Source organism: Bradyrhizobium sp. STM 3809 (assembly GCF_000239795.1).
Taxonomy (GTDB): Bacteria; Pseudomonadota; Alphaproteobacteria; order Rhizobiales; family Xanthobacteraceae; genus Bradyrhizobium.
The window spans coordinates 1-26373 of sequence record NZ_CAFJ01000550.1 but is presented as its reverse complement, the minus strand read 5'-3'; the positions used below and the strand labels follow the sequence as shown (position 1 = coordinate 26373).

Annotated in this window: 25 protein-coding genes; 10 read left to right on the top strand and 15 right to left on the bottom strand. The window is 67.6% G+C overall.

What is annotated here, in order from left to right; genetic code table 11:
* Both lptM and argH read right to left on the bottom strand, forming a co-directional pair.
* The coding region (gene lptM / locus BRAS3809_RS25195) for an LPS translocon maturation chaperone LptM (protein ID WP_035658401.1) at positions 1–268 on the bottom strand (268 nt) is incomplete at its 3' end.
* Positions 269–351: 83 nt separating this feature from the next.
* Positions 352–1743, bottom strand: a complete 1392-nt coding sequence (gene argH / locus BRAS3809_RS25190) for an argininosuccinate lyase (protein ID WP_008964850.1) — start codon at positions 1741–1743, stop codon at positions 352–354.
* 98 nt (positions 1744–1841) lie between these two features.
* Here argH and tlpA point away from each other — a divergent pair, with 98 nt between their 5' ends.
* Positions 1842–2531: a thiol:disulfide interchange protein TlpA gene (gene tlpA / locus BRAS3809_RS25185; protein WP_008964849.1), complete on the top strand. Its 690-nt coding sequence runs from the start codon at positions 1842–1844 to the stop codon at positions 2529–2531.
* Between the two features lie 6 nt (positions 2532–2537).
* On the opposite strand, the gene BRAS3809_RS25180 is transcribed toward tlpA, so the two are convergent.
* From BRAS3809_RS25180 to BRAS3809_RS25150, 7 genes are all read right to left on the bottom strand, one after another.
* Positions 2538–4820 (bottom strand): MHYT domain-containing protein, encoded by a 2283-nt coding sequence (locus BRAS3809_RS25180; RefSeq protein WP_008964848.1) that lies wholly within the window; start codon positions 4818–4820, stop codon positions 2538–2540.
* Positions 4821–4999: 179 nt separating this feature from the next.
* A complete protein-coding gene (locus tag BRAS3809_RS25175) occupies positions 5000–5197 on the bottom strand; it encodes a putative motility protein (protein WP_008964847.1) in 198 nt (65 codons plus the stop codon).
* Positions 5198–5277: 80 nt separating this feature from the next.
* The gene (locus BRAS3809_RS25170; RefSeq protein WP_008964846.1) at positions 5278–6156 is read right to left on the bottom strand and encodes a 3-hydroxybutyryl-CoA dehydrogenase; all 879 of its coding nucleotides are present in this window, start codon (positions 6154–6156) and stop codon (positions 5278–5280) included.
* Between the two features lie 101 nt (positions 6157–6257).
* Positions 6258–7193 (bottom strand): electron transfer flavoprotein subunit alpha/FixB family protein, encoded by a 936-nt coding sequence (locus BRAS3809_RS25165; RefSeq protein ID WP_008964845.1) that lies wholly within the window; start codon positions 7191–7193, stop codon positions 6258–6260.
* Entirely contained in the window at positions 7193–7942 is a 750-nt protein-coding gene (locus tag BRAS3809_RS25160; RefSeq protein WP_008964844.1) for an electron transfer flavoprotein subunit beta/FixA family protein, read from the bottom strand. Before BRAS3809_RS25160 ends, BRAS3809_RS25165 begins: the two co-directional genes overlap by 1 nt.
* A 131-nt stretch (positions 7943–8073) precedes the next feature.
* A complete protein-coding gene (locus BRAS3809_RS25155) occupies positions 8074–8646 on the bottom strand; it encodes a cob(I)yrinic acid a,c-diamide adenosyltransferase (RefSeq protein WP_008964843.1) in 573 nt (190 codons plus the stop codon).
* A gap of 58 nt (positions 8647–8704) precedes the next feature.
* On the bottom strand, positions 8705–8899 hold the full coding sequence (locus BRAS3809_RS25150; protein WP_008964842.1) for a twin transmembrane helix small protein: 195 nt from the start codon (positions 8897–8899) through the stop codon (positions 8705–8707).
* Between the two features lie 130 nt (positions 8900–9029).
* On the opposite strand from BRAS3809_RS25150, the gene BRAS3809_RS25145 reads away from it, so the two are divergent.
* On the top strand, positions 9030–9923 hold the full coding sequence (locus tag BRAS3809_RS25145; protein ID WP_035658398.1) for a YihY/virulence factor BrkB family protein: 894 nt from the start codon (positions 9030–9032) through the stop codon (positions 9921–9923).
* Here the strand turns inward: BRAS3809_RS25145 and BRAS3809_RS25140 are convergent.
* Together BRAS3809_RS25140 and gluQRS are read right to left on the bottom strand one after the other, a co-directional pair.
* On the bottom strand, positions 9850–11049 hold the full coding sequence (locus BRAS3809_RS25140; RefSeq protein WP_083839165.1) for an ATP-binding protein: 1200 nt from the start codon (positions 11047–11049) through the stop codon (positions 9850–9852). The two genes, BRAS3809_RS25145 and BRAS3809_RS25140, sit on opposite strands and share 74 nt — an antisense overlap.
* Before the next feature lie 552 nt (positions 11050–11601).
* Positions 11602–12471, bottom strand: a complete 870-nt coding sequence (gene gluQRS / locus BRAS3809_RS25135; protein WP_008964839.1) for a tRNA glutamyl-Q(34) synthetase GluQRS — start codon at positions 12469–12471, stop codon at positions 11602–11604.
* A gap of 126 nt (positions 12472–12597) precedes the next feature.
* On the opposite strand from gluQRS, the gene BRAS3809_RS25130 reads away from it, so the two are divergent.
* The 6 genes from BRAS3809_RS25130 to BRAS3809_RS25105 all read left to right on the top strand — a co-directional run bounded on the left by BRAS3809_RS25130 (position 12598) and on the right by BRAS3809_RS25105 (position 18720).
* A complete protein-coding gene (locus BRAS3809_RS25130) occupies positions 12598–13251 on the top strand; it encodes a DNA-3-methyladenine glycosylase family protein (protein WP_008964838.1) in 654 nt (217 codons plus the stop codon).
* 105 nt (positions 13252–13356) lie between these two features.
* Entirely contained in the window at positions 13357–14448 is a 1092-nt protein-coding gene (locus BRAS3809_RS25125) for a DUF2855 family protein (protein WP_008964837.1), read from the top strand.
* 69 nt (positions 14449–14517) lie between these two features.
* On the top strand, positions 14518–15489 hold the full coding sequence (locus BRAS3809_RS25120; RefSeq protein WP_008964836.1) for a peptidyl-alpha-hydroxyglycine alpha-amidating lyase family protein: 972 nt from the start codon (positions 14518–14520) through the stop codon (positions 15487–15489).
* A 225-nt stretch (positions 15490–15714) separates the two neighbouring features.
* Entirely contained in the window at positions 15715–16272 is a 558-nt protein-coding gene (locus BRAS3809_RS25115; RefSeq protein WP_008964835.1) for an HNH endonuclease, read from the top strand.
* A gap of 268 nt (positions 16273–16540) precedes the next feature.
* Positions 16541–17479 carry an ABC transporter ATP-binding protein gene (locus BRAS3809_RS25110; protein ID WP_008964834.1) on the top strand — a complete coding sequence of 313 codons (939 nt, stop codon included), beginning with the start codon at positions 16541–16543 and terminating at the stop codon, positions 17477–17479.
* Entirely contained in the window at positions 17476–18720 is a 1245-nt protein-coding gene (locus BRAS3809_RS25105; protein ID WP_035658388.1) for an ABC transporter permease, read from the top strand. Before BRAS3809_RS25110 ends, BRAS3809_RS25105 begins: the two co-directional genes overlap by 4 nt.
* On the opposite strand, the gene BRAS3809_RS25100 is transcribed toward BRAS3809_RS25105, so the two are convergent.
* The 4 genes from BRAS3809_RS25100 to crtY are packed head-to-tail and all read right to left on the bottom strand — an operon-like array spanning position 18717 to position 23193.
* Positions 18717–19556: a fatty acid desaturase gene (locus BRAS3809_RS25100; RefSeq protein ID WP_240535764.1), complete on the bottom strand. Its 840-nt coding sequence runs from the start codon at positions 19554–19556 to the stop codon at positions 18717–18719. The genes BRAS3809_RS25105 and BRAS3809_RS25100 overlap by 4 nt on opposite strands.
* The gene (locus BRAS3809_RS25095; RefSeq protein WP_008964831.1) at positions 19495–20496 is read right to left on the bottom strand and encodes a phytoene/squalene synthase family protein; all 1002 of its coding nucleotides are present in this window, start codon (positions 20494–20496) and stop codon (positions 19495–19497) included. The genes BRAS3809_RS25100 and BRAS3809_RS25095 overlap by 62 nt, the downstream gene beginning before the upstream one ends.
* The gene (locus tag BRAS3809_RS25090; protein ID WP_008964830.1) at positions 20493–22001 is read right to left on the bottom strand and encodes a phytoene desaturase; all 1509 of its coding nucleotides are present in this window, start codon (positions 21999–22001) and stop codon (positions 20493–20495) included. The genes BRAS3809_RS25095 and BRAS3809_RS25090 overlap by 4 nt, the downstream gene beginning before the upstream one ends.
* 7 nt (positions 22002–22008) lie before the next feature.
* The gene (gene crtY / locus BRAS3809_RS25085) at positions 22009–23193 is read right to left on the bottom strand and encodes a lycopene beta-cyclase CrtY (RefSeq protein ID WP_008964829.1); all 1185 of its coding nucleotides are present in this window, start codon (positions 23191–23193) and stop codon (positions 22009–22011) included.
* Between the two features lie 222 nt (positions 23194–23415).
* Between crtY and BRAS3809_RS25080 the strand changes: the two genes are divergently transcribed.
* Complete coding sequence (locus BRAS3809_RS25080; protein WP_008964828.1) at positions 23416–24366, top strand: polyprenyl synthetase family protein; 951 nt, start codon at positions 23416–23418, stop codon at positions 24364–24366.
* A gap of 210 nt (positions 24367–24576) precedes the next feature.
* Positions 24577–26373, top strand: a 1797-nt coding sequence (locus BRAS3809_RS25075) for a putative bifunctional diguanylate cyclase/phosphodiesterase (protein ID WP_035658384.1), incomplete at its 3' end; no start/stop codon positions are given.

Below are 26373 nucleotides of genomic sequence, written 5' to 3'. Positions count from 1 at the left end.
GGATGAAGGGTTTCTTCTGGCCGCGCGAGGCGGCGGGGGCGCCGTCGGCGCCGTAGCCGGAGTTGAAGACGCCGGGCTTGCTGGCGTTCTCGGTCGCGGTGTCGGCCGGGGCGGCCGAGAGCTGCGGGGCCGGCGGGGAATTGGCGGGCAGGTCCAACGGGCCCTTACGGCCGCAGGCGGCCAGCAGCAGGGCGGACGCGCCCAGGACGAGCAGGACCCGGGCGGCGGAGGTCGGACGGCGAGCGCAAATCACGTGTGAAATCCCCATGCGGGCGGCACCATACAGAGAACGGCGGGCCATGACGAGTGCCGGAGTGCCACGCCGGTCCGATCAAATTTCGGACCGGAGCCCTACTTTCGCTGCTTTTCCAGCCGCTTCAGCCAGGCCTTGGCCTGGCTCGCCACGTTCTTCGGCGCGGTGCCGCCGAAGCTGGTGCGGCTCTTGACGGAGGATTCCACCGACAGCACGCCGAGCACGTCGGCGGTGATCCTGGGCTCGACCTCCTGCATCGCCTTGAGCGGCAGCTCGTGCAGCGCCACGCTCTGCCTGGCGGCGAGCGCGACGATGCGGCCGGTGACGTGATGGGCCTCGCGGAACGGCATCTTCAGGGTGCGCACCAGCCAGTCGGCGAGGTCGGTGGCGGTGGCGTAGCCCTCGCCGGCGGCGGCCTTCATGCGGGCCTCGTCCGGCACCAGGTCGAGCGCCATGCCGGTCATGGCGCGCACGGCGAGCGACAGCGCCGCGAAGGCCTCCATCGCGCCCTGCTTGTCCTCCTGCATGTCCTTCTGATAGGCGAGCGGCAGGCCCTTCATCACGATCAGGAGCCCGTTGAGCGCGCCGATGACGCGGCCGGTCTTGGCGCGGACCAGCTCCGCCGCATCCGGGTTGCGCTTCTGCGGCATGATCGAGGAGCCGGTCGTGAACTTGTCCGACAGCTTGATCAGGCCGACCAAGGGCGAAGTCCATATCACGATCTCCTCGGCGAAGCGCGACAGATGCACGGCGCAGATCGACGCGGCCGAGAGCGTCTCCAGCACGAAATCGCGATCCGAGACGGCGTCGAGTGAATTGGCCATCGGGCGCTCGAAGCCGAGCGCCTCGGCGGTGGCGTGGCGGTCGATCGGGAACGAGGTGCCGGCGAGCGCGGCGGCGCCCAGCGGGGATTCGTTGAGGCGCTTGCGCGCGTCGGCGAAGCGGCCGCGGTCGCGGCCGGCCATCTCGACATAGGCCATCAGATGGTGGCCGAAGGTGACGGGCTGGGCGGTCTGCAGATGGGTGAAGCCGGGCATCACCGTGCCGGCGAACTCCAGCGCGCGGGTGGCGAGCGCCTGCTGGTAGGCGGCCAGCGCGGCGTCGATGTCGTCGATGGTGTCGCGGACGAACAGGCGGAAATCGGTCGCGACCTGGTCGTTGCGCGAGCGCGCGGTGTGCAGCCGGCCGGCGGCCGGGCCGATCAGCTCGGACAGCCGGCTCTCGACGTTCATATGGATGTCTTCGAGGGCGCGCTTGAACTCGAAGGAACCCTTGGTGATCTCTGACAAAATCGTGTCTAGACCCTTGCCGATGTTTTTTGCATCAGTCGCGGTGATGATGCCCTGGGCGGCCAGCATGGCGGCGTGCGCCTTGGAAGCGGCGATATCCTGCGCGTAAAGGTGGCGATCGACGTCGATCGAGACGTTGATGTCCTCCATGATCTCGTCGGGACGCTCCGAGAACCGTCCGCCCCACATCGTGTTGCTCATGCCAAAACCGCTTCTGAAGACCTTGCTGATCGCCCTGGGATGGGACACACGTCCGGTGCCCCGAAATTCGCGCCTCTGATAGCCGCAACCGACCCGAGATGACAAACGATAAGCCAGAGCCGTCCCCTGCCCGCCCCGCCTCCCGCGGCCGCCCCCTGCTCGCCGCCGCCGCCGTGGCGGTCGTCGCCGTGGCCGGCATCGCCGCGGTCAGCTTCGGCGGGCTGCTGAAGGGCAAGCCGGCCGGCGACCAGGCCTGCCAGGCCGCGGTCAAGACCGCCGCGCGGCTCGCGCCGCTGATCAAGGGCGAGGTGGCGGCGCTGACGGCGGCGACCGCGCCGCTGCGGCTGCCGGACCTGGCGTTCGAGGACGCCGCGGGCAAGCCCGCGAAGCTCTCCGATTTCCGCGGCAGGACGGTGCTGTTGAACCTGTGGGCGACCTGGTGCGTGCCCTGCCGCAAGGAGATGCCGGCGCTGGACGGGCTGCAGGCCAAGCTCGGCAGCGACGCCTTCCAGGTCGTCGCGGTGAACATCGACACCCGCGATCCGGAGAAGCCGAAGGCGTTCCTCAACGACGCCAAGCTGACGAAGCTCGCCTATTTCAGCGACGCCAAGGCCAAGGTGTTCCAGGACCTGAAGGCGGTCGGCCGCGCGCTGGGCATGCCGACCTCGGTGCTGGTCGACGGCAATGGCTGCGAGATCGCGACCATCGCCGGCCCGGCCGAATGGGACAGCGCCGACGCGGTCAAGCTGATCGAGGCGGCCACGTCGAAGACCGCCGCCGGGCTGTAGAGGCCGCTAGGCAGCCTCGTGGCTGCGGATCTTGCCCCAGCGGGCGAGCGCGGCCTGCAGCGCCTCCGGATCGATCGGCTTGGTCAGGAAATCGTTCATCCCGGCGCCGATGCAGATCTCGCGCTGGCCCACCAGGGCATTGGCCGTCAGCGCGATGATCGGCACGTCGCTGGCCGGGCCGTCGAGGCCGCGGATCGCGGCGGTCGCCGTCATGCCGTCCATCTCCGGCATCTGCATGTCCATCAGCACGATGTCGTAACGCTTCCCCTGCACCGCGTCGATCGCCTCCCGGCCGTTGCAGGCGACGTCGAATTGGCATCCGAACCGCGCCAGCAGCTTGGTGATCAGGGTGCGGATGATCGGCGTATCGTCCACCACCAGGATGGTCAGCCGGTCGGTCCGCGCCGGGAGCGCCGGTTGCAGCGGCGGCGACGCCGCCTCCGGCCGCTCGCCGACGCCGCATTGGACGGTGAACCAGAAGCGGCTGCCGCGCCCCGGCGCGCTGTCGACCCCGATCTCGCCGCCCATCGCACGACAGAGCTGCCGGCAGATCGCCAGCCCCAGGCCGGTGCCGCCGAACTTGCGCGAGACCGAGATGTCGGCCTGGGTGAACGGGTCGAACAGCATCGGCTGAATGTCGGCCGGAATGCCGGCGCCGGTGTCGATCACCTCGATGCGCAGCTCGACGCGGCCGTCGGCGATCGGGCGATGCGACGCGACGATGCGGACCGATCCGCGCCGGGTGAACTTGATCGCATTGCCGACCAAATTGAACAGGATCTGGCCGATCCGGACGGGATCGCCGACCAGCCACGGCGGAATGTCCTCGGCGCGCGCGATCTCCAGGACGATGCCCTGGTTGCGGGCCTGCTGCCCGAGCAGCGTCGTCACGCTCTTCAGCGTGTGGCCGAGGCTGAAGCCGATCGCTTCCGGCGTCAGGCGGCCCGCCTCCAGCTTCGAGAAATCGAGAATGTTATTGACGACCGCGAGCAGGTTGCGGCTCGATTCCTTGGCGACCTCGGCCAGGCCGCGCTGCTCCTCGTCGAGATGGGTGCGCGCGAGCAGGTCGATCATGCCGATCATGCCGGCCATCGGCGTGCGGATCTCGTGGCTCATCATCGCGAGGAAGTCGGACTTGGCGCGGCTCGCCGCCTCGGCGGCCAGCTTCGCCGCATTCAGCGCCTCGGTCGCGGTGACGCTCTCGGTGATGTCCTGATGCGTCGTGACCCAGCCGCCATTGAGCATCGGCCGGTAGTTCAGCCTGACCACCCGGCCATCGACGAGCTTGTCGACCCGGCTCTGCGGCACGCCTGCCTTGTGACCGGCCCGGACCCCGGCCAGGTGTTGGTCCATGTCCGCAACCCCGGTGCCGGCCGCGTTGCGCGCTGCGAGCAGTTGCTCGACCACCATGCCGGGACGCACCTGCCCGGGCGACAGCCGGAAGATGCGCAGATAGCTCTCGTTGTACAATTGCAGCCGGCCGTCGGGCCCGAACATGCAAAGCCCGTGATCCATGTTGTTGAGCGCCGCATCGAGCTGCATGTTGCGAATGCTCATCTGATGCCCGGAGCGGCGGTCGACCAGGGCGACGATCAGCCCGCCGATCAGAAGCACGGCCGCCACGGCCGAAACCGACACGGCCAGGGTCACCGTCGACAACAACAGCCCGGTCGGCGCCGCATCCGGTCTCTCGAGCAAATTGATCGCGCCCATGGCGACGAAATGATGCGAGACGATCGCCAGCGTCAGCAGGGCGGCGGAGCCGGCGGACGACAGCAGGCCTTCGCCGCGCATCGCGACCATCAGCGCCAATGCGCCGAACACCATGCCGAGCAGCACGGACGCTGCCACGAGGTCCGGCATCCAGACGATCAGGGCCGGGATCCGCAGCGACGCCATGCCCATATAGTGCATGACCGCAATTCCGAGGCCGACCATAGCGCCGCCGATCATGGCGCGCAGGCGATGTTGGCCGAGAACGGCGACAGCGAAGCCGGCCGTCGTCGTGACCGCGGCCGCGATCAGCGATACGACCGTGATCGGCAGATCGTATTGGATCGGGAAACCCGGCGTATAGGCGAGCATGGCGATGAAGTGCGTCGACCACACCCCGCCTCCCGTCACGATCCCCGTGGTGGCGAGCCAGACCCGGCGGGCATCACCGTCGGTGGCGCGCGCGCGCTGGAGCAGATTGACCGCGGCGAGACTCGTCAGCAGACACACGCAGGCGGCCAGCATGACCAGCCCCTTGTCGTGCTCCGTTTGGAGACAGCTCAGTACCCGCAGCATCCACATCCTCCGCCAACGCATGCGACGCTAGCGGGCGCGGGATTTCTCGACGGTAAAGAACACAGGACTCCGGAGTTGTCCGGGGACCTCCTATCGTACCGTTCGGAGGGCACCCCGACGCATCACGAGCCGTCAGGCCGAGACGGGCGCCAAAGCCGTCCCACGGCGCCCCGGTGCGCTCAGGCGGCGATGTTGAGGTTGCCGCCGACGCCGGGGCCGACATTGGCGAGCGACAGCGTCTGCTGGGCGCCGCCGAGCAGGGTCAGCACGGCGTCCTTCTGCGCATTCAGGTTCTGTTTCAGGACCGACGTGGCGACCTGCTGCTGGGTCGCGCTCGCCTGCTGCGCCAGAGCCGCAGCCACCAAGCTCATATCCATACGCTCATACCTCGTTCAGCCACCGTAACCGGACAGCCTTAACGAAGCGTGTCGATCGATCGTTGCAATGGACGGTTGAACTACCGGGTCGGCACCGGCTTGGGCCCGCGGTAATCGTAGAAGCCGCGCTGCGACTTGCGGCCGAGCCAGCCGGCCTCGACATACTTCACCAGCAGCGGACACGGCCGGTACTTCGAGTCGGCCAACCCCTCGTGCAGCACCTGCATGATCGACAGGCAGGTGTCGAGGCCGATGAAATCGGCGAGTTCGAGCGGGCCCATCGGATGATGCGCGCCGAGCTTCATTGCCGCGTCGATCGCCTCGACGTTGCCGACGCCCTCATACAGCGTGTAGATCGCCTCGTTGATCATCGGCAGCAGGATGCGGTTGACGATGAAGGCGGGGAAATCCTCGGAGACGGCGACCTGCTTGCCGAGCCGGCCGACGAACTCCTTGGCCGCCTCGAACGTCGAATCGTCGGTGGCGATGCCGCGGATCAGCTCCACCAGCTCCATCAGCGGAACCGGATTCATGAAGTGGATGCCGATGAAGCGCTCGGGGCGGTCGGTGCAGGCGGCGAGCCGCGTGATCGAGATCGACGAGGTGTTGGAGGCGATGATCGCCTCCGGCTTCAGCACGGCGCAGAGATCGTGAAAGATCTTGCGCTTCACGTCCTCCTTCTCGATTGCGGTCTCGATCACGAGATCGCAATCCGCGAGGCCGTCGAGACTGTCGGTCAGCGAGATCCGCTTCAGCGCATCGCCGCGGGCCTCCTCGGAAATCACCTTCTTGGCGACCTGGCGGGTCAGATTGCCATTGATGGTGGCCATGCCCGATTTCAACCGGTCGGAGGTGACGTCATTCAGCACCACGTCGAGCCCGGCCAGCGCAGCGACATGCGCGATGCCGTTGCCCATCTGTCCTGCGCCGATCACACCGAGCTTGTTGATCTGAGCCATGTCGTCATCCACCGGAATGGCGCAAACCCTGCGCCCATCCATGCCCTAACAGAATAAGACACCGGCCGCGACAGTCCCCTCCGCGGCCGGTGCATGCAACGTTACTTGCCGAGCGCCTCGGTCAGCTCCGGAACCGCCTGGTAGAGGTCGGCCACGAGACCGTAATCGGCCACCTGGAAGATCGGCGCGTCCTCGTCCTTGTTGATCGCGACGATCACCTTGGAGTCCTTCATGCCGGCCAGATGCTGAATGGCCCCTGAAATGCCGACCGCAACGTACAGTTCCGGCGCCACCACCTTGCCGGTCTGACCGACCTGCCAGTCGTTCGGCGCGTAGCCGGCATCGACCGCGGCGCGCGAGGCGCCGACGCCGGCGCCGAGCTTGTCGGCGAGCGGCTCGATGTACTTGGCGAAGTTCTCGCGGCTCTGCATCGCGCGGCCGCCGGAGACGATGATCTTGGCCGAGGTCAGCTCCGGACGATCGCTCTTGGCGACCTCCTCGCCGACGAAGCTCGACAGCGCCGGATCGCCGGCCGCCGCCACGCTCTCCACCGACGCGCTGCCACCCTCGCCCGCCGCTGCGAACGTGGAGGTGCGCACGGTGATGACCTTCTTGGCGTCCTTCGACTTCACGGTCTGGATCGCGTTGCCGGCATAGATCGGCCGCTCGAACGTGTCGGGCGCGACGACCTTGATGATCTCCGACACCTGCATCACGTCGAGCAGCGCGGCGATGCGCGGCATCACGTTCTTGAAGCGCGAGGTCGCGGGCGCGACGACGGCGTCGTAGTTCGCGGCGAGCTTGACGACGAGATCGGCGAGCGGCTCGGCGAGATCATGCGCATAGGCCGCGTCGTCCGCGAGCAGCACCTTCTTCACGCCGGCGAGCTTGGCGGCGGCTTCCGCCGCGCCCTTGGCGCCCTGGCCCGCGACCAGCACGTCGACATCGGCGCCGAGCGCGGCAGCCGCCGTCAGCGCCTTGTTGGTCGCGTCCTTGATCCCGGCATTGTCGTGTTCAGCAATCAGCAGCGTGGCCATCAGAGCACCCCCGCCTCGGTCTTGAGTTTGGAAACGAGCTCGGCGACGTCCTTCACCTTGACGCCGGCCTTGCGGCCCGCCGGCTCAGCGGTCTTGAGCACCTCGAGCCGCGGCGTGAGATCGACGCCGGTGTCGGCGGCGGTCTTCTCGGCGATCGGCTTCTTCTTCGCCTTCATGATGTTCGGCAGCGACGCGTAGCGCGGCTCGTTGAGGCGGAGATCGGTGGTGACGATCGCCGGGCCCTTGAGCTTCACGGTCTGCAGGCCGCCGTCGACCTCGCGGGTGACCTTGAAGTCGGAGCCTTCGACCTCGAGCTTGGAGGCGAAGGTCGCCTGCGCCCAGCCGAGCAGCGCGGCCAGCATCTGGCCGGTCTGGTTGGAGTCGTCGTCGATCGCCTGCTTGCCGAGAATGATCAGGCCCGGCTGCTCTTCCTGCGCCACGGCCTTGAGGATCTTGGCAACCGCGAGCGGTTCCACGTTGCCTTCGGCCTTCACGAGGATGCCGCGATCGGCACCCATCGCGAGCGCGGTGCGGATGGTTTCGGAGGCCTGTGCGGGCCCGATCGACACCACGACCACTTCGGTCGCCTTGCCCGCTTCCTTCAGCCGCAGGGCTTCCTCGACGGCGATCTCGTCGAACGGATTCATCGACATCTTGACGTTGGCGAGCTCAACGCCCGATCCGTCGCTCTTGACGCGGACCTTGACGTTGTAATCGACCACCCGCTTGACCGGCACCAGAACCTTCATCGATCCTCTTTCGCTCTTAATTGTCCGGGGTTGACCTTTCGGGCGCGGAACCTAAAGCGCCCGTACCCCCCGGTCAACGCGCGAGGGGCGAAAAAACGCAAGCCCGCTAGTCCTCGGTAACAAGTCCCCCGTTAACGATTCTGCCCGGGGACCCACAACACGTCGCCGGCGCCGTTCCGGTTCGCGGCCCGGCTGGCCACGAACAGGAAATCCGACAGCCGGTTCATATAGCGAATGGCGGCCTCGCTGACCGGCTCGTCCGGGCGCGCGGCGAGTTCCGCCATGATCCGTTCCGCCCTGCGGCAAATGGTACGCGCGACATGGAGGTGCGCCGCGGCCGGGGTTCCGCCGGGCAGCACGAAGGAGGTCAGTGGCGCGAGCTGCTCGTTCAGCGTATCGATGTCGCGCTCGAGCCGATCGACCTGGCTGGCGACGACGCGCAGCCGCTCCGCCTTGCCCTCGCGCTGCGGCACCGCCAGGTCGGCGCCCAGGTCGAACAGATCGTTCTGGATCAGCCCGAGCATCGCGTCGATCTGGGGGGCGTCGGCGAGGTGCAGCCGGACGACGCCGATCGCGGCGTTGGTCTCGTCCACGGTTCCATAGGCGGAGACGCGCAGGTCGAATTTCGGCCGGCGCTCGCCGTTGCCGAGTGCGGTCGTGCCGTCGTCACCGGTCCGCGTGTAGATGCGATTCAGAACCACCATGCTGCTGTCTCAACGTCCCGTGTCTCGACGCCTCGGCGTCCCGTCTCAGCGTCCCGTCTCAGCGTCCCATGGCCCAGATGGCCGCCATGGCAATGACGATCGCGACGAATTGCAGGATCACCCGCCAGCGCATCAACTTCTGCGACAGGTTCGGCGAGCCGCCGCGCGTCATGTTGACGAGCCCGAGAAACAGCACCAGGGCGACCGCGCCGACGGCGATCGGAAGGATGAATTTACCGAGAAGTGAAGCCATTCGGGCTAGATAACACCGTCGATGCAGGAGCGCCATGCCGGATCGGTGCAGCCGGGGCTGCAACTTCTGGCTTTTGGGTCCGTAATATCGGATTGTATGCGGGTAATGTTTTTGCGGAGTGCAGGGACAGGTGAAGGCGCTTCGCACCATCGTCCACGTCGTCATGGATGCCTTCTACACGTTCCTCGCCGATGACGGCTGGGCGATCGCCAGCCATATCGCGCTGTCGACCTTGATGGCGCTGTTTCCCTTCCTGATCGTCCTGACCTCGCTCGCCGGCTTCCTCGGCTCCAAGGACCTCGCCGACCAGGCCGCCAACCTGATCCTCGAGACATGGCCGGCCCAGGTCGCGGACGCCCTGACCGGCGAGATCCACGACGTGCTGACCACGACCCGGACCGACGCGCTGACCATTGGCGCCGTGCTGGCGCTCTACTTCGCCTCGAACGGCGTCGAGGCGCTGCGGGTCGCGCTCAACCGCGCCTACGGGGTGATCGAGCAGCGCCGCTGGTACTGGCTGCGGCTGGAATCGATCGGCTACACCCTGGTCGCCGCGGTCACGGCGCTGGCGATGTCGTTCCTGATCGTGCTCGGCCCGCTGATGCTGGCCACCGCGCGCCGCTACCTGCCGCTGGCCGTCGAAGCCAATGAGCGCTTCGTCAACCTGTCGCGCTACGGCATCACCATCGGCGCGCTGATCGTGGCGCTGTTCATCCTGCACGCCTGGCTGCCCGCGGGACGCCGCAGCTTCATGCAGATCATGCCCGGCATCGTCTTCACCTTCGTCGCCTCGCTGGTGTCGGGCATCGTGTTCGGCCAGTATCTGGCGCGCTTCGCCAACAACTACGTCACGATGTATGCGGGGCTCGCCTCGGTGATCATCGCGCTGGTGTTCCTGTATTTCATCGCCGCGATCTTCGTGTATGGCGGCGAGTTGAACGCATCGATCATCAAGTCGCGGCTGCCGCGCGGCGTGTCGCTGCAAGAAGCGCAGTCGCTAGAGCCCGCGGCGAGACGGGCTTGAGCAGGAACGCATCCGCGCCGGCGGCGCGCGAGGCCGTCTCGTCCTCGCCGCGGCCCGAGACGCCGATGATCGGGATGTCGCCGTGGGGGGCTCCGAGGGCGCGGATCTGCGCGATCGTCTCGACCCCGTTGATGCCCGGCAGCACCATGTCCATCAGCACGGCATCGTAGCTGCCTGTGGCGATCCGCTCCGGCGCCGCCTCGCCGCGGCCGATGAACTCGGCCTGATGGCCGAGCTCGTTGAGGATGGTGTTGAGCACCACACGGCCGAACGGGTTGTCCTCGACTCCGAGGATGCGCAGCGGCCGGCTCGGCGCCAAGGTGACACCATGCTCGCCGCCACCCACCGTCGCGTGTGGCGCTGCCGCCACCGTCAGCGCCACGGTGAGCGTGAAGGTCGTGCCGCCGCCGTCGTGCGGCGTGACCGTGACGTCACCGCCCATCGCGCGCGCCAGTTGCCGAACCGACGACAGGCCGAGACCGGCGCCGCCGAAGCGGGAGGCAATCGAAACATTGGCCTGGGTGAACGGGCGGAACAGCCGCTTGATCTCGGACAGGCTCAACCCGATCCCGGAATCCGAGACGCGGAAGGCGACCGCAACCTTGCCCTTCGCCCCCTTGCCGCGGCCTGCCTTGGCCGCCGGCCTGGCCGCCAGCTTGGCTGCCAAGTCGATCTCCAGCGCCACGCCGCCCTGCTCGGTGAATTTCACCGCATTGTCGATCAGGTTTTCGAGTGCCGCGCGCAGCCGGACGGGATCACCGATCACGAGCCCCGGAAGTGCGTCGGAGACCACGACCCTGGCCTCCAGCCCCTTGGCCGCCGCCCGGCCGGACAGCGAGTCGCCGGCGGCCCGGGCGAGCACACGGAGATCGAACAGGTCCTCGCGCAGGACCGCGCCGGTGGTCTCGTCCTTGGCGGCATCGACGAACAACGTCGCCAGGCTCGACAGATGCTCCGCCCCGGCCTTGATCGTATCGACCCAGCGCCGCTCGCGCTCGCCGAGCTCGGAGGTGGCGAGCAGGTCGCTGATAGCGAGAATGCCTGTCAGGGGCGTGCGCACCTCATGCGCGAACACCGCCAGCGCCGCCTCGACGATGCCCGGCACCGGCGCGTTGCTCCTGGGCATCGACTTCGCGGCAGCGGCTTTCGTCCCCTGGAGCTTGGCCGCATGTCGCCGCGTCCCGGCCGGCGCGGTCACCTGTGGCACATGCTTCTGCAGCGGCCGCGCCTTGGTGCGCTCCCGCGCAGGTGCGGCCTTCGCCACGTCGGTCTTCGACTTGCGTGCTTTCGACGACGGCGTGCTCGAGGAGGTCGTCCCGGAGATCGTCTTGGAGAGGCTCTTCACACCGCCCGTCTTCACGGTACGCGTCTTCACCGAGCGCGTCTTCGCGGCGCGCGTCGCGGGCGCGCTGGACGGCCTGGGCACCGGCTGATCCGGTCGGGCCCGACGCCCTGTACTCATCTTCCGAACGCGCTTCATCATGGCCCCTGTGACATGAACTCCGACAAACGAAGGGGCACTTCCACTGTCATGTCTGTTCGTGCCGCTTTCGATTGAAGCTCCCGACTACCCGCGCTATCGAGCAGCATGGCACGGTCGTTTCCGGGTGTCACGATGCCCCGGAGGTTGTCCCCGCCGGAAACATTCGGTGACACCGGGACTTGCGACAGGAGGCGGCTAGACCAAGCCGATCCTGTGTCGGATTTCCGCCGGCGAGATGCCTTCGGCGCGCAATGTGCGCAATCCGGTCGCGCGCGTGGATTTGGAGAGTTTCTGGCCATTGTCGTCGCGAATCAGCCGGTGGTGCCGGTAGGCGGGAGCGGGCAGGCCGAGCAGAACCTGCAGCAGCCGGTGCACGCCCGTCGCATGAAACAGGTCCTGGCCGCGCACCACCTCGGTCACGCCCTGCAGCGCATCGTCGACGACGACGGACAGATGGTAGCTGGTGGGCGTCTCCTTGCGCGCCAGGATGACGTCGCCCCAGGCCTCCGGCCGCGCCTCGATGTCCCCGGCCTCGCCGCCGGGCCCGCGGCCGGCCTCGTGCCAGCTCAGCCGGCCGGCGCGCGCGATCGCCGCCGCCATGTCGAGCCGCAACGCATACGGCACGCCGCTGCCGATCAGCTCTGCACGCCGCGTTGCAGACATCGCCCTCGCCGCGCCGGGGTAGAGCGGCGCGCCGTCGGGATCGCGCGGCCAGCCGCCGGCGACATCCCGTTCGCGCACCAGCCGCGCGATCTCGGCCCGGCTCTCGAAGCTCGGATAGACGAGGCCCATGTCCTGCAGCCGCGCCAGCGCGGCACCATACTCGCCGAGATGCTGCGACTGCCGCCGCACCGGCTGCTCCCAGGCGATGCCGAGCCAGGCGAGGTCCTGATAGATCGCCTGCTCGTAATCGGGCCGGCAGCGGGTCGGGTCGATGTCCTCGATCCGCAGCAGGAAGCGCCCGCCGCTGTCCTGAGCACGCTGGACGTTCAGCAAAGCCGAATAGGCGTGGCCGAGATGGAGATAGCCGTTCGGGCTCGGGGCAAATCGGAAAACGGGTGGCATGTCAGTTCGTCCTTGCAGGACTTGAGCTCGCGTGATCCGACACGCATGCTCCTTCGGGGCGACGTTCGATCCGAGATAGGTGCGCGGGTCAAGCCCGCGCATGACGATGCAGAAAGTCCCGACACGATGACCCTCCATCTCGACAGCCAGGCCATTCTCGAGGATGCGATCCGTGACCTCGTCAGGCAGGACAGCCGTCTCGCGCCGATCCTCGCGGCGACGGGCATGCCGGCGCTGCGGCGGCGGGAGCCGGGCTTTGCCGGGATTGCCCACATCGTCTGCGGCCAGCAGCTGTCGACCGCCAGCGCCGCGGCGATCTGGGGCCGGCTGCAGGCGGCGTTCGATCCGTTCGAGGCGGAGGCGATCCGCCGCGCCCGCGCCGACCGGCTGGGCCGGCTCGGGTTGTCCGCCGCCAAGATCAAGACCCTCAAGCACATCGCGCGCGAGCTCGGCGCCGGCCGGCTGAACCTCGACGTGCTCGCCAATGCGGACGCCGACGCGGCGCATGGCACGCTCACCGCCCTGCCCGGCATCGGACCGTGGACGGCCGATGTCTACCTGCTGTTCTGCCTCGGCCATGGCGATGCCTGGCCGGCCGGTGATCTGGCGGTGCAGGAGGCCGTGAAGGCCGGGCTCGGCCTCGCCACGCGTCCCACCCCCAAGCAGATGTTGCCGCTGGCCGAAGCCTGGCGGCCGCTGCGCGGCGCGGCGGCGCATCTGTGGTGGAGCTATTACCGCGTGTTGAAGCAGCGGGAGGGCATCATCGCGGCAGCCAACTAACAGCCGCTGCGAACGCCGTTTCAAACAAAGTTGGGGTTGCAAAACGGTCATCGATACCGGCCAAGATCGCGCTTGATCGATCAGTGAACGGCGGAGGTCCTCATCATGCAGTCGTCCGATTTCATCGTGGCACGCGACGACCTGACGCAAAGCAGGACGATCGTCACCGAGCTCCCCGACGGCGACGGACTTCCTGCAGACGCGCTGCTCGTGAAGGTCGACCGGTTCGGCTTCAGCGCCAACAACATCACCTACGCGCTGGTCGGCGAGCGGCTGAAATACTGGCAGCTGTTTCCTGCGCCGTACGGATTCGGCATCATTCCCGTCTGGGGCTTCGGCGAGGTGATCGCCTCCCGGCATCCTGCGATGGCCGTGGGCGAGCGCCTGTTCGGCTACTTCCCGATGGCGACGCATCTCGTGATCGAGGCCGCTGATGTCGGCAAGCGTGGCCTGCGCGACGCGGCCCCGCACCGCCAGGGCGTCGCGCCGGTGTACAACGCCTATGCGCGCGTCAGCGGCGACCCCGCCTTCTCCGGCAAGCAAGGCGACTACCAGGCGCTGCTGCGTCCGCTGTTCATGCTGTCGTTCCTGGTCGACGACTACCTTGCCGAACACGCGCATTTCGGCGCCTCGACGGTGATCCTGTCCTCCGCATCGAGCAAGACCGCGTTCGGTCTTGCGCATCTGCTGCATACGAGGAGAACAGGCATCCGCGTGATCGGGCTGACCTCGCCGTCCAACACCGATTTCGTCCGCTCGCTCGGCTGCTACGACGAGGTCGTCACCTATGACGCGGTCGGCATGCTGGACGCAGCGGCCCGCGTGGCGTTCGTCGACATGGCAGGCAATGCCGGCCTTCGCGCCGCGCTGCATCGGCACTTCGCCGACAATCTGGTCTATTCGGGCCGCGTCGGCCTGACGCATCAGGATGGCCACGAGGATGGAGCGCCACTTCCCGGCGCCCGGCCGGCCTGGTTCTTTGCGCCCGACCACATCAAGCGCCGCGCCGGCGATTGGGGCCCCGGCGGCGTTGAACGGCGGTTTGGAGCAGCGTGGCAGGACTTCGCCCCGCGGCTCGACGGCTGGCTCACGATCGGGGACGGACGCGGGCCGGAGGCCGTGCAGCGGGTTTATCTCGACACCTTGCAGGGGCGGATCCCGCCGCATCAGGCGCATATGCTGACCATGGCAGGCTGATCGGGTTTCCGCCTGCAGGCAAAGCCGTGTAGCCTTGCGCGAACACGGCTTCATCAGGGGGACCAGGCGATGTCCATTCTCGGCACCGGCGACTACACCTACCGCGTCGTCAAGGACTGGGCGAAGCTGCCGGAGGGCTGGGCGCTGACCGACGTCGCCTCGGTCGCGGTCGACAGCCGCGATCGCGTCTACGCGTTCAATCGCGGCGCCCACCCGATGGTCGTGTTCGACCGCGACGGCAATTTTCTGCGCAGCTGGGGCGAGGGCGTGTTCAGCCGCGCCCATGGCCTGTCGATCGATGCGGACGACAATCTCTACTGCACCGATGACGGCGACCACACCGTGCGCAAGTGCACGCCCGAGGGCCAGGTGCTGCTGACGATCGGCCTGCCGGAGCGCCCCACCCCGTTCATGAGCGGCGAGCCGTTCAACCGCTGCACCCACACCGCGCTGTCGCCGTCCGGGGAGATCTACGTCTCCGACGGCTACGGTAATGCGCGGGTCCACAAATACACGCCGGACGGCAAGCTGATCAGGAGCTGGGGCGAGCCCGGCTCCGACCCCGGCCAGTTCAACATCGTTCACAACATCGCGACCGATGCGGACGGCTTCGTCTATGTCGCCGACCGCGAGAACCACCGCATCCAGATCTTCGACGGCAACGGCCGCTACGAGACCCAGTGGAACAATCTGCACCGGCCCTGCGCGCTGTGCGCCTGCGGTGCCAGGCGCAAGACCTTCATCATCGGCGAGCTCGGCCCGGGCATGCCGGTCAACCTCAACGTTCCCAATCTCGGCCCGCGCCTCACCATCACGGATTCCAGCGGCCAGCGGCTGGCGCGGCTTGGCGGCGAGCACGGGCCCGGATTGGAAACAGGGCGTTTTCTGGCGCCGCACGGGCTGGCGATCGACAGCCGCGGCGACATCTATGTCGGCGAGGTCGGCGTCACCAACTGGAGCACGAGCTTCCCCGGCCAGCCGATGCCGGCCGAGGTCAACATCCACCGCTGCCTGCAGAAGCTGGAGCGGGTGCCGGCCTGAGCTGATCCGGCGATGCGAAGATCCCGGTTCTGCGATTGAGTTGCACTGCGACAGACGCCGGCTGGGCCACGGTTCTGACGCGCTTTGGACCGATGCTGGAAAGGCGGGACAAGCCCTGTCAAACCATGTGTCAAGCCATTCTTGGGGCTTCACAATCCCGTCACGCTGCATGTAGTATGTGGGGGCATGCTGCTTCGCAGCCGTTATGGAGGCCAGGAGCGTTACTTGAACGCACATGTCTCGCAAGGCGGTTGGCCGGTGTTGGTGCTGAACGCGGACTTCCGGCCGCTGAGTTACTACCCGCTGTCTCTCTGGTCGTGGCAGGACGCGATCAAGGCGGTGTTCCTCGATCGCGTCAACATCGTCGAGTACTACGACAGGGCGATCCGAAGTCCCTCGTTCGAGATCCAGCTGCCCAGTGTGGTTTCGCTGAAGTCGTTCGTGAAGCCGACGACCCATCCGGCTTTCACCCGCTTCAACGTCTTCCTCCGCGACCGCTTCGTCTGCCAGTACTGCCATTCCGGCGACGACCTGACCTTCGACCACGTGATCCCGCGCAGCAAGGGTGGCCAGACCACCTGGGAAAACGTCGTCGCCGCCTGCTCGCCCTGCAATCTGAGGAAGGGCAATCTGACGCCGCAGCAGGCCAAGATGTTCCCCAAGCAGGCGCCCTACGCGCCGACCGTCCACCAGCTCCACCGTAACGGCCGCCTGTTCCCGCCGAACTACCTGCACGACAGCTGGCTCGACTATCTCTATTGGGACACCGAGCTGGATCCGTAGAACATCGGTTGCTCTCGATGGGCGCAGGGGCGCCGTTGAGGATGCTGCTCCCCAGCGCAATGTTTTTTCATTCCCGTTGATCCGACGTCGCGGTCAGCGCGTTTGGTCGGGTGTATGCGGATGTCCCGGCCCGATGCTGGACTTCGGCCCGAAGCGCACCGGAATGTTCGCGACAGTCGACCGCCATTTCATTTGCGGGCGGCGTGCGATACGTCCTGTTCCGTGCGGTCCCGCGGCAGTCCGGGCGCCGCACCGAAACGGGGGATGAATGGGCGGGTCAGCCGTCATTAAAGTTATCGGCGCCCGACACGCCTACGCCAGCCGTCAAGTTCTCCAAGGCGTCGATCTGGAATTGCGCGCGGGCGAGATCTACTGCCTGCTCGGCGTGAACGGCGCCGGCAAGACCACGCTGATGCACGCCATCTGCGGCCGCCTGCGGCTGGAGTCCGGGCGCGTCGAACTCGGCGGCCGCGACGTCCGCGACAACGCCGCCCGCGCGCAGATCGGCTTCGTGCCGCAGAACATTGCGCTCTACCCCTATCTCACGGTGGCCGAGAATCTCGGCGTGTTCGGACGGCTCGCCGGCGTGCCTGCGAAGGAGCTGCGGCAGGAGGTGGACAATGCCATGGCCAGCGCCGGCCTGACCGAGCGCGCAGACCAGCTGACCTCGACGCTCTCCGGCGGCTATCAGCGCCGTGTCAACATCTGCGCCTCGATCCTGCAGAAACCGGCGGCGCTTGTGCTCGACGAGCCGACCGTCGGCATCGATGTCGAAGCCCGCGATGCGGTCCATGCGATCCTCGCCGGCATCAAGGCGCGGGGGACCGCTCTGATGCTCACGACGCACGACCTCGAGCAGGCGCAACAGATCGCCGATCGCATCGGCGTGCTGCACGAGGGGCGCATCCTGGCGGAGGGCGCGCCCGACGACCTGCTGCGCGCGGCCATGGGCGACCGCAAGGAGGTGATCGTGATCCTGCCCCAGGCGCCCGACGCAGAAAAGGCGCAGGCGCTGTCCGGCCTCGGCTTCGCCCCGGCGCAAGGACCGCTCGAATGGACCGCCTTGCTGGCGCCCGAGATGCTCGATGCCGGCCGGCTGAGTGCGCTGCTCTCCAGCGCCGGCATCACCTTGAAGGAGCTGAGGGTGCGCGACCCGGACATTGGCAGCCTGTTCCGCCAACTCGTCGGCAGGAGAGCCGAGCGATGATGATCTCGATCCTCCGCGTAATGCTGCTCGCCTTGATCCGCGACCGCGGCGCGCTGGTGATGGCCTTCGTGCTGCCGCCCGCGATCTACGTGATCTTCGCCTCGATCTTCGCCGGCACCACCGGCGATCAGCTGCGGCTGCGGGTCGTCGTGCTCGACACCGTGCAGAGCGCGGTCACGCAGCGCCTCGCCGAAGCGATCAGGGCCGATCCGACCTTCCGGCGTCCGCAGCGCGCGCCGAACTCGCGCGAGGAGCTCGAGACCATGGTGCGGCAGGACGAGGCCGACGTCGGCATCCTGCTGCGCGCCGATCCGGCGCAGGAGGTCCCGGGCGGGCCCGCGCCGGTGGTCGTCATTGGGGACAGCGCCAAGGCCGTGGGGACGCCGATCGTCGCCGGTCAGTTGCAGCGCCTGTTCGCCGAGAAGCTGCCGGACGCGGCCTACCGCAGGACCTTCGCCGACATCGAGCGTCGCTTCGTTCCGCTGGAGCCCGGGCAGAAGGCGCGCGTCGCGGCCATTCTCGATGCCATGGGCACGCAGGCTGCGGAGGGCGGCACGGCCGCGGCGAGCGAGAAGCCAAGCGAAAAGCCAACGCCGCTGGTCGAGCAGGTGACCGTCAAATCCGCCGCCGGCGGCATCGCGGCCGCCGTGGTCTATTACGCCGGAGCCGTGGGCGTGATGTTCCTGATGTTCTCCTCGATCCAGAGCAGCATGGTGCTGATCGACGAGCGGCAGAACGGCATCTTCGATCGGCTGCTGTCGGGACAGGGCCGGCTCGGCGCCCTGCTCGGCGGCAAGTTCCTGTTCCTGGTGCTGCAGGGCGTGCTGCAGGCAAGCCTGATCTTCATCGTCGCAAAGCTCGCCTATGGCGTCGACTTCACCGCGCGATGGCCCGAGTGGAGCGCCCTGACGCTGGCGGCCTCGGCGGCAGCGGCGAGCTTCGCGCTGCTGCTCTCCGCCACCTGCCGCACGCGCGAGCAGGCGCAGACGTTATCGAACTTCATCGTCCTGGTGCTGTCGGCGCTCGGCGGCAGCATGGTGCCGCGGTTCCTGATGCCGCCCTGGCTGCAGAACATCAGCGCCGTCATGCCCAACGCCTGGGTGATCGACGGCTACCACGGCCTGCTGTGGCGCGATGCGCCGCCGTCGCAGATCGAGCTGCCGATCGCTCTGCTCGCCGGCGTGACGGTCGCCCTGTTCGGTTCGGCATGGCTGGTGCTGCGGTTGCGGCTCAGAGCCTAGCGCCCAGAGCCGGCCGCCACCGCTCGGCGCTTCACCTCGGGCAAGCGCCACCACGGCGCATCGGGATGCAGATGGTGCTCGTGGTGAAAGCCGAAGTGGAAACAGGTCAGCAGCGAGAGCCACACGGGAAATTCGCTCGTCCGCGCGTTGTGCCGGTCGACGAACGGCTGCGCACCCGGCTTGTGCGGCAAATAGGTGCCGAAGGTGAAGAGCTGCAGCGCTGAGAGCAGCCCGGGCAGCGCCCAGAACAGCAGGATGTTTCCAAGCGGAACGGCGAAGACGAGCTGATACACCAGGGAGACGGCCGCGATGATCGCCACCTGGGGCCAGCCGAAATAGTGCAGGAAGAAGCCCATGAACCAGCGCCAGAAGCCGTGCGGCGGCACCTCGTCGAAATCGGGATCGTCGGCCGTGCCGGGATGGCGGTGATGCTTGTGGTGCTCGACATTCAGGGCATCGAACGAGAAGCCGGCATAAAGGAACAGGCACAGCTGCCCGATGCGGCGGTTCACGCGCGGCTTGAACGGCACCAGCGAGCCATGCATGCAATCGTGGGCGATGATGAACAGGCCCACATAGAGCCACGTCTGCAGCAGCACCAGAGGCAGAGCCGGCGCCAGGCTTGTCCAGGTCAGCGGCCAGAAGAACATGAGGCCGACATGCAGCACGAACCAAGCGGTGATGATGATGGCGGCCAGCGTGAGCCCGACACGGCTCTGCCGTGCGTCGTCGCGCTGGGCTGCCTGGGGTTCAGTAGCCTTCTCAGTAGCCTCTTCAGTAGCCTTGGCGGTTGCTGCAGGCATTGGCAAAGCTCGCTCGTGCATCGTCGGCGCCACGCGCCTTGGGACGGGTCCAGAGATTGTGCTCGCGCGCGGGCACCTTACCCCAGGTGCGGGTGATTCCGAGCGTCAACGCGCTGCGCCCGATCGCGCCGAGCTTCTGCGCCGACGACGTCGCAATACGCTCCTCCCAGGCGCCGGGACCGCGCTTCATCACTTCGCGCCCGATCTGGCGATAGACCACGCGAGCCGTTTCCACCGCCCAGGCGCAACGCACCGGCAGCCGGGCGATGCCGGCTTCGCTGGCCTCATAGAACTGCTCGGCAACATCCAGCAGCCGCGCGACGACCCGGAACACCGCCTGGCGGTGCTGCGGCGCCGCCACGTCTGCGACCGGCACGCCGGCCTCGCGCAGCCATTGCCGGGGCAGATAGATGCGCCCGGCCTGCGCATCCTCGATCACGTCGCGGGCGATGTTGGTGAGTTGCAGCGCGATGCCGAGGTCGGCCGCGCGGTCGAGCGTCGCATCCTCGCGGGCGCCCATGATCGCCGACATCATGACGCCGACGACGCCGGCCACGTGATAGCAATAATCCAGCGTGTCGCTCAGACTCTCGTATTCGCGTCCGTCGACGTCCATCGCGAAGCCGTCGAGCAGCTCGAACACGTGATGGTGGGGGATCGCGTGCTCCTGCACGACACGCTGCAATCCCTGGAACACCGGCTCGCGCATCGGCGCTCCCTCCAGCGCCTGCGTCGTCCGGTCGCGCAGCATCTGCAAGGTGCCGGCTGGCGCGCTCGGTGCTGAACCGTCGGAGCGAATGCCGAGATCCTGGCCGTCGATCACGTCGTCGCAATGCCGGCACCAGGCATAGAGCAGGTGCACGCTGGCACGGGTGCGCGCGTCGAACAGCTTGGATGCCGCCGCGAAACTCTTCGAGCCGGTTCGAATGACGGATTCGCTCAACCGCTCGAGATCACCGTCGCGCAGCGTCATTGCGCCTCCGCGACGTCGTGCTGGTCCTCGAGGATGACCCGGGCGGTCGCCTTGGCCGAACCGACGACGCCGGGAATCCCAGCGCCGGGATGGGTGCCGGCGCCGACGAGATACAGCCCCTTGATCCTGTCGTCGGCGTTATGCGCGCGGAAATACGCGCTCTGCGTCAGGATCGGCTCGAGCGAGAAGGCCGAGCCGAGATGCGCATTCAGTTCGGTGTTGAAATCCTGCGGCGTGAAGATGCGGCAGGTGACGAGGTCCGATCTCAGTCCCGGCAGCACGCGCGTCTCGAGATAATCGAGGATGCGGTCGCGATAGCGCGGCCCCTCGACGCTCCAGTCGACCGGCGCGGCGGCGAGATGCGGCACCGGCGAGAGAACATAGTAGGTGCTGCAGCCCGGCGGCGCCAGAGATGGATCCGTGACGCTCGGCGCATGCAGATAGAGCGAGAAGTCATCGGGCAACGCGGGCCCCTTGAAGATTTCGTTGATCAGCTCGCGGTAGCGGCGGCCGAACAGGATGATGTGGTGCTTGAGGTCCGGGTGCTGGCGGCGCAGGCCGAAGTAGATGACGAACAGCGACATGCTGAACCGCTTGCGCATCAGCGATCTTGCCGTCGGCCGAGCCAGCGGCTCGTCCTTCAGGAGATCGCGATAGGTGTGAACGACGTCGGCATTGCTGGCGACGATGTCGGCCGGAAATCGCCGCCCGTCGGCGGCAATCACGGCGCGGACGCGCCCGCTCGCCGTTTCGATGCGGCTGACGCTGGTGGAGAGCGTCACCTGGCCGCCGAGGTCCTTGAACAGTTGGACCAGACCCTTGTTGATCAGCGCGCCGGTGCCGCCGCGCGGGAACCAGACGCCCCAGCGGCGCTCAAGGGCGTGGATCAGCGCATAGATCGACGACGTCGCGAATGGATTGCCGCCGACGAGCAGCGAGTGGAAGCTGAAGGCCTGCCGCAGATGCTCGTCCGAGACGTATTGCGACACCTTGCTGTAGACGCTGCGATAGCTCTGCAGCGCCACCAGTTGCGGCGCCACGCGCACCATGCTGCGGAAATCGGGGAACGGCACGTGGCCGAGCTTGACGTAGCCCTCCTCCAGGAGGCGCTCGCTGTAGGCGCGGAAGCGCCGATAGCCGTCGACATCGGCCGGGCAGAATGCCGCCATCTGGCGCTCCAGCTCGGCCTGATCGTTGACGTAGTCGAAGGTGGCGCCGTCCTCCCAGCGCAGCTGATAGAACGGTGAGACCGGCATCAGCTCGACATAGTTCTCGAGCTTGCGGCCCGAGAGCGCGAACAGCTCCTGCAGGCAGGTGGGATCGGTGATGACGGTCGGCCCGGCGTCGAACGTGAAGCCGTCCTGCTCGTAGACATAGGCGCGGCCGCCGAACTTGTCGCGCTTCTCGACGAGCGTCGTCGCGATCCCGGCCGATTGCAGCCGGATGGCGAGCGCAAGGCCGCCGAATCCCGAACCGATCACCACTGCTGTCTTGGCGTTCTGCATCGCTCACTCATGGAGTCTTGAAGGCGCTCGCCTCGGGGAGGCACGCGAGCGCGGACGAGATCGGGATCGGCGGCTTCATCAGCATATGAATGAAGACGCGCAGCTTGTCCTGCGGCTGGATCCGGGCGGCGTAGAAGCGCTCGATCAGCGACTGATCGAGGCCATAGAAACGTGCCAGGATGCGATGGCGCTCGGATGGCTCGGCGGCCTTGAACAGCATCCGGTTGAGGAAGCGGTAGTAGCCGCGCCGGCGCCAGATCGTCCGGCCGTAGCCGTCGATCGTCTCGCGCGCCTCGGCGCTCGAAAGCGAGCCACGTTGCGCGAGCCGCGCTGCCAGCAGGTCGGCGACGCGGACCGCGTCCGGCAGCGAATAGCCCGTGGTCGGGTGCACGAGCAGCGCGGCGAGACCGATGCGTGGCGGGCCGTCCGGCCTGCTGATCAGGCCGGACGAGTCGCCCGCTAGAATGACCGGCAGCACGCCCTGCTCGGCGCGGATGATCTCGGCGATCTGCCAGCCCCTGGCGAGCGCGTAGCGCGTGATGCGCTGATGCAGCACCTGCTCCGGCAACTCGCCGCCGTCGCTGTAATAGGTGTCCTCGATCAGCAGGCGCTGGGCGTCGAGCGGAAGCGTGTAGACGAAGCGATAGCCGTCGCTCTGCGCCACCGTTGCATCCATCACGATGGGAACATCGAGGCCGTGCGGCGCCGCCAGCCGCACCTCGAGCCCGAGAAACTTCTGGAACCCCAGCGCGAGCCCAGGGACCGGCCGGCCGCCGCGCGCATCGATGACGCAGCGCGCGCGCAAGGTGCGGCCACCCTCCAGCACCACATGGTCTGGCGACACGGACAGGGCGGGCGCGTCGTGCAGGATCGTCTCCGGAAAACGCTGCTCGACCTCTGCGCGCAGGCGCGTCGACGTCATGGAGTGATAGGGGGTCGATAGACGAACGCCATAATCGGCGAAGCGTACCTCGTAGCCGGGCCAGCGATGGCCCACGAGCCGGCCGAGCCAGGCGTGCTGGTCGGCCGAGATGTCGGTTCCGAAAAAGCTCCAGGTGTGATTGCCGGCAATGCTGGCCGAGCCTTCGACGATCACGAGCCGCAGATCCGGCCGTGCGTCGGTGAGCCGCAAGGCGGTGAGCGATCCGGCAAGACCGCCGCCGACGATGATGACGTCTGCATCCTCGGTCATGACGGCAACGCAACGCGGTCTCGGGCGGCGACGACCGGCAGAACCGACATCCCATCATGCCGAACACGATGCCGCACCTCGGATCCGAGCCCAGCTCCCGGAGTCATGTGATCCTGAGGCCGCTCTCGTCCGTTCACGTTTCGACACCACCTTGCACTGTTCGCCCGAAAGCGGAAACGGCCTGGGCGTGTCACCGGATCACCTCGAAGGCAGGTCAAGAGTATGCACAAACCCGTCGACCTCACCGATACGGCGGCCTTCGAGAGACTGCTCGATCGCTGGCGGGGACGCATCAGTGAAGCGGTTGGCGAGGCAATGACATTCGGCACGATGGTTCCGGCCCCCCTGCGCGGGGGCATGAGCCACGCGGTGCTGGCAGGCGGCAAGCGTTATCGCGGCATGCTCACGCTCGCGCTCGGCTTGGACCTCGCGGTTGCGGAGGAGCAGCTGCTGTCGTCGGCTGTGGCCATCGAGATCATTCATGCAGCCTCCCTCGTGGTCGATGATCTTCCCTGCATGGACGATGCGCGGCGGCGACGGTCGCAGCCGGCCACTCACGTCGAATTCGGTGAGGCCACGGCGATCCTCAGCAGCATCGCCCTGATCGGCCGCGCGATGGAGATCGTGGCCAGGGATCTCGGACTTCAGCCGTCGTCTCGGAGTTCCATCCTGGACACTCTGTCGCATGTCATCGGCGCGGAGGCCCTCTGCGGCGGCCAATACGACGATCTCTACCCTCCGTACTACGCGACGGAGCGGGATCTGATCCATCGCTATGAACGCAAGACAAGCGCGCTGTTTGTCGCAGCCTTCCGCTGCCCCGCGCTGCTCGCGGAGGTGGATGCGGAGACCCTGACGCGTCTGTCCCGCGCCGGCCAGCGGCTCGGCGTCGCGTTCCAGATCTTCGACGATCTGCTCGACCAGACCGGCGATGCCCATGCCATCGGCAAGGATGTCGGCCAGGACCACGGCACCTTGACGCTCGCCACGCTGCTCGGACCTGCGCGGGCGGCCGAGCGGGCGGCAGACGAGCTCGCCGCCGTGCAGAAGGAGCTGCGCGAAACTGTCGGCCCTGGCCGCGCCGTCGACCTGATCCGGCGGATGGCCGCACGCGCAGCCGGCGCGGACAAGCGAGCTGCCAGCCGCGCTGACCTGCGGCCGACTGCTGGCTGAAGCCCAGGGCAGCGGATCGCGCCGCGCGTGGATCAGCCTCTCGCCCCCTGTTTTGGCGACCCGGATCTGCACGGAGCATCCCCGTACCGACAATCTCGGAGCCATTAACTCGCCTTTAGGTGGCTGCGCGGCAAGGTTGCCGACCGATTGACGGGCAGCCTGACGCCGACCCGTCGCATGACCGATCCAGCAGGGCTGTCCCAACCGCGCATGCAGACCGCTTCCACCGACTCCAAGGCGGCGGCGCTCGCGAAAGCCCAGGCAGCGAGCTCGCTGCAGAACATCTTCCTGACGCTGTTCGCCAACGTCGCCATTGCCGTCTCGCTGGCGCTGCTGGTCTATGTCCGGGAGGGGAGCATTCCCATCCTCTGGTGGCTGGCCGCGGCCGTGGCCTTTGCCATCTTGCGCGCGGCCTGGGTCGCGCGGCTGAAATCCTCCGGCACGATCGAGCGGAATCCGCAGCGCGTGCTGCGCGGCCTGACAGTCATGGCATTCGCCAGCGGCGCGCTGTGGTCGATCGTCCCGCTCGGCCTGCCGGTCTTCACCCACGCGCACAACGTCAACGACATCGTCTTCATCATGGCCGGCGCGACCACCGGCGCCATCATCCAGAGCCTCGCTTATTCGCCGATGGCGATCGCGTTCGGCGCGCCGCTGATGGGCGCCACGATCCTGCGCATGCTGCTCTCCGGCGGCGATGTCGGCTACATCGTCGCCGCCGATATCGCGTTCCTGACCGTCATGCTGTTCCGCGCGGCGCGGCTCGGCGAGCGCAACTTCATCGCCGGCCAGAGCACGACGCTCGCAGCGACGGAGCTCGCGGACTCGCTGGCCTCCGCCAATCAGACGCTGGAGCGCCTGGTGCGCACCGACTCGCTGACGGGCCTCGCCAACCGCAGCCACTTCCGCAACGTGGCCGGCGCCGCATGCGCCAGCGGGCAAGGCGTGGCGTTCCTGCTGTTCGACGTCGACAACTTCAAGACCATCAACGACACCCGCGGCCATGACGCCGGCGACCGCGTGCTGCAGACGGTCGCGGCGCTGCTGCGCGGCGCCTGCGGCGAGGACGATCTGCCGGTCCGGCTCGGCGGCGACGAATTCATCGTGGTGCTGCAGGGCGCTGACGTCGCCGATCGCGCCGTGGCGCTCGGCGAACGGCTGATGAGCGCGCTGCTGCGCCCCGTCCTGATCGCCGGCCAGCCGCTGACCGTCAGCTGCTCGATCGGCATCGCGGCGCATCCGGATGGCGCGATCGGCCTGGAGGAGCTGTCCGCGCAGGCCGACGCCGCGCTGTATCGCGCCAAGGATGACGGCCGCGCCTGCATGCGGGTGTTCGACGCGCAGATGCAATGCGCGCTGACCCAGCAGCGTCGCCTCGATGCCGAACTGCCGGCGGCCCTGGCGCGCCGCGAGCTGCATGTCGAGTTCCAGCCGCAGGTCGCGATGGCCAGCCGGGAGGTGATCGGCTTCGAGGCGCTGCTGCGCTGGAAGCATCCGAGCGCCGGGCTGATCCCGCCGCCGGACATCGTCTCCGCCGCGATCCGGCTGCGCCTGTCCGGCCAGCTCACCGAGTTCGTCGGCGAGCGGGTCTGCGCCTTCCTGCGCGCGCTCGATCGCAAGAAGGCGCACGGCATCCGGGTGTCGATCAACGTCTCGCCGCGCGAATTCCCGATCCACTCGCCGGCGCAGACGCTGAAGCTGGTCACCGAGCGCTACGGCGTCGACCCCAGGCGGATCGAGATCGAGGTCACCGAGGAGGCGATGTTCGATCCCAAGCGCTGCGCCGACGAGCTCAAGCTGATCGACCAGCACGGCTTCGGGCTCGCGATCGACGATTTCGGCGTCGGCCACTCCTCGATCGCCAATCTCATGGCGGTCGAGATCGACACCATCAAGATCGACCGATCCTTCATCGACGGCATCGCCGGCCGTCGCCGGGATCAGCAGCTCGTCGCCGCCATCACCGCCGTGTCGCTGCCGCTCGGTCATCGTCTGATCGCCGAGGGC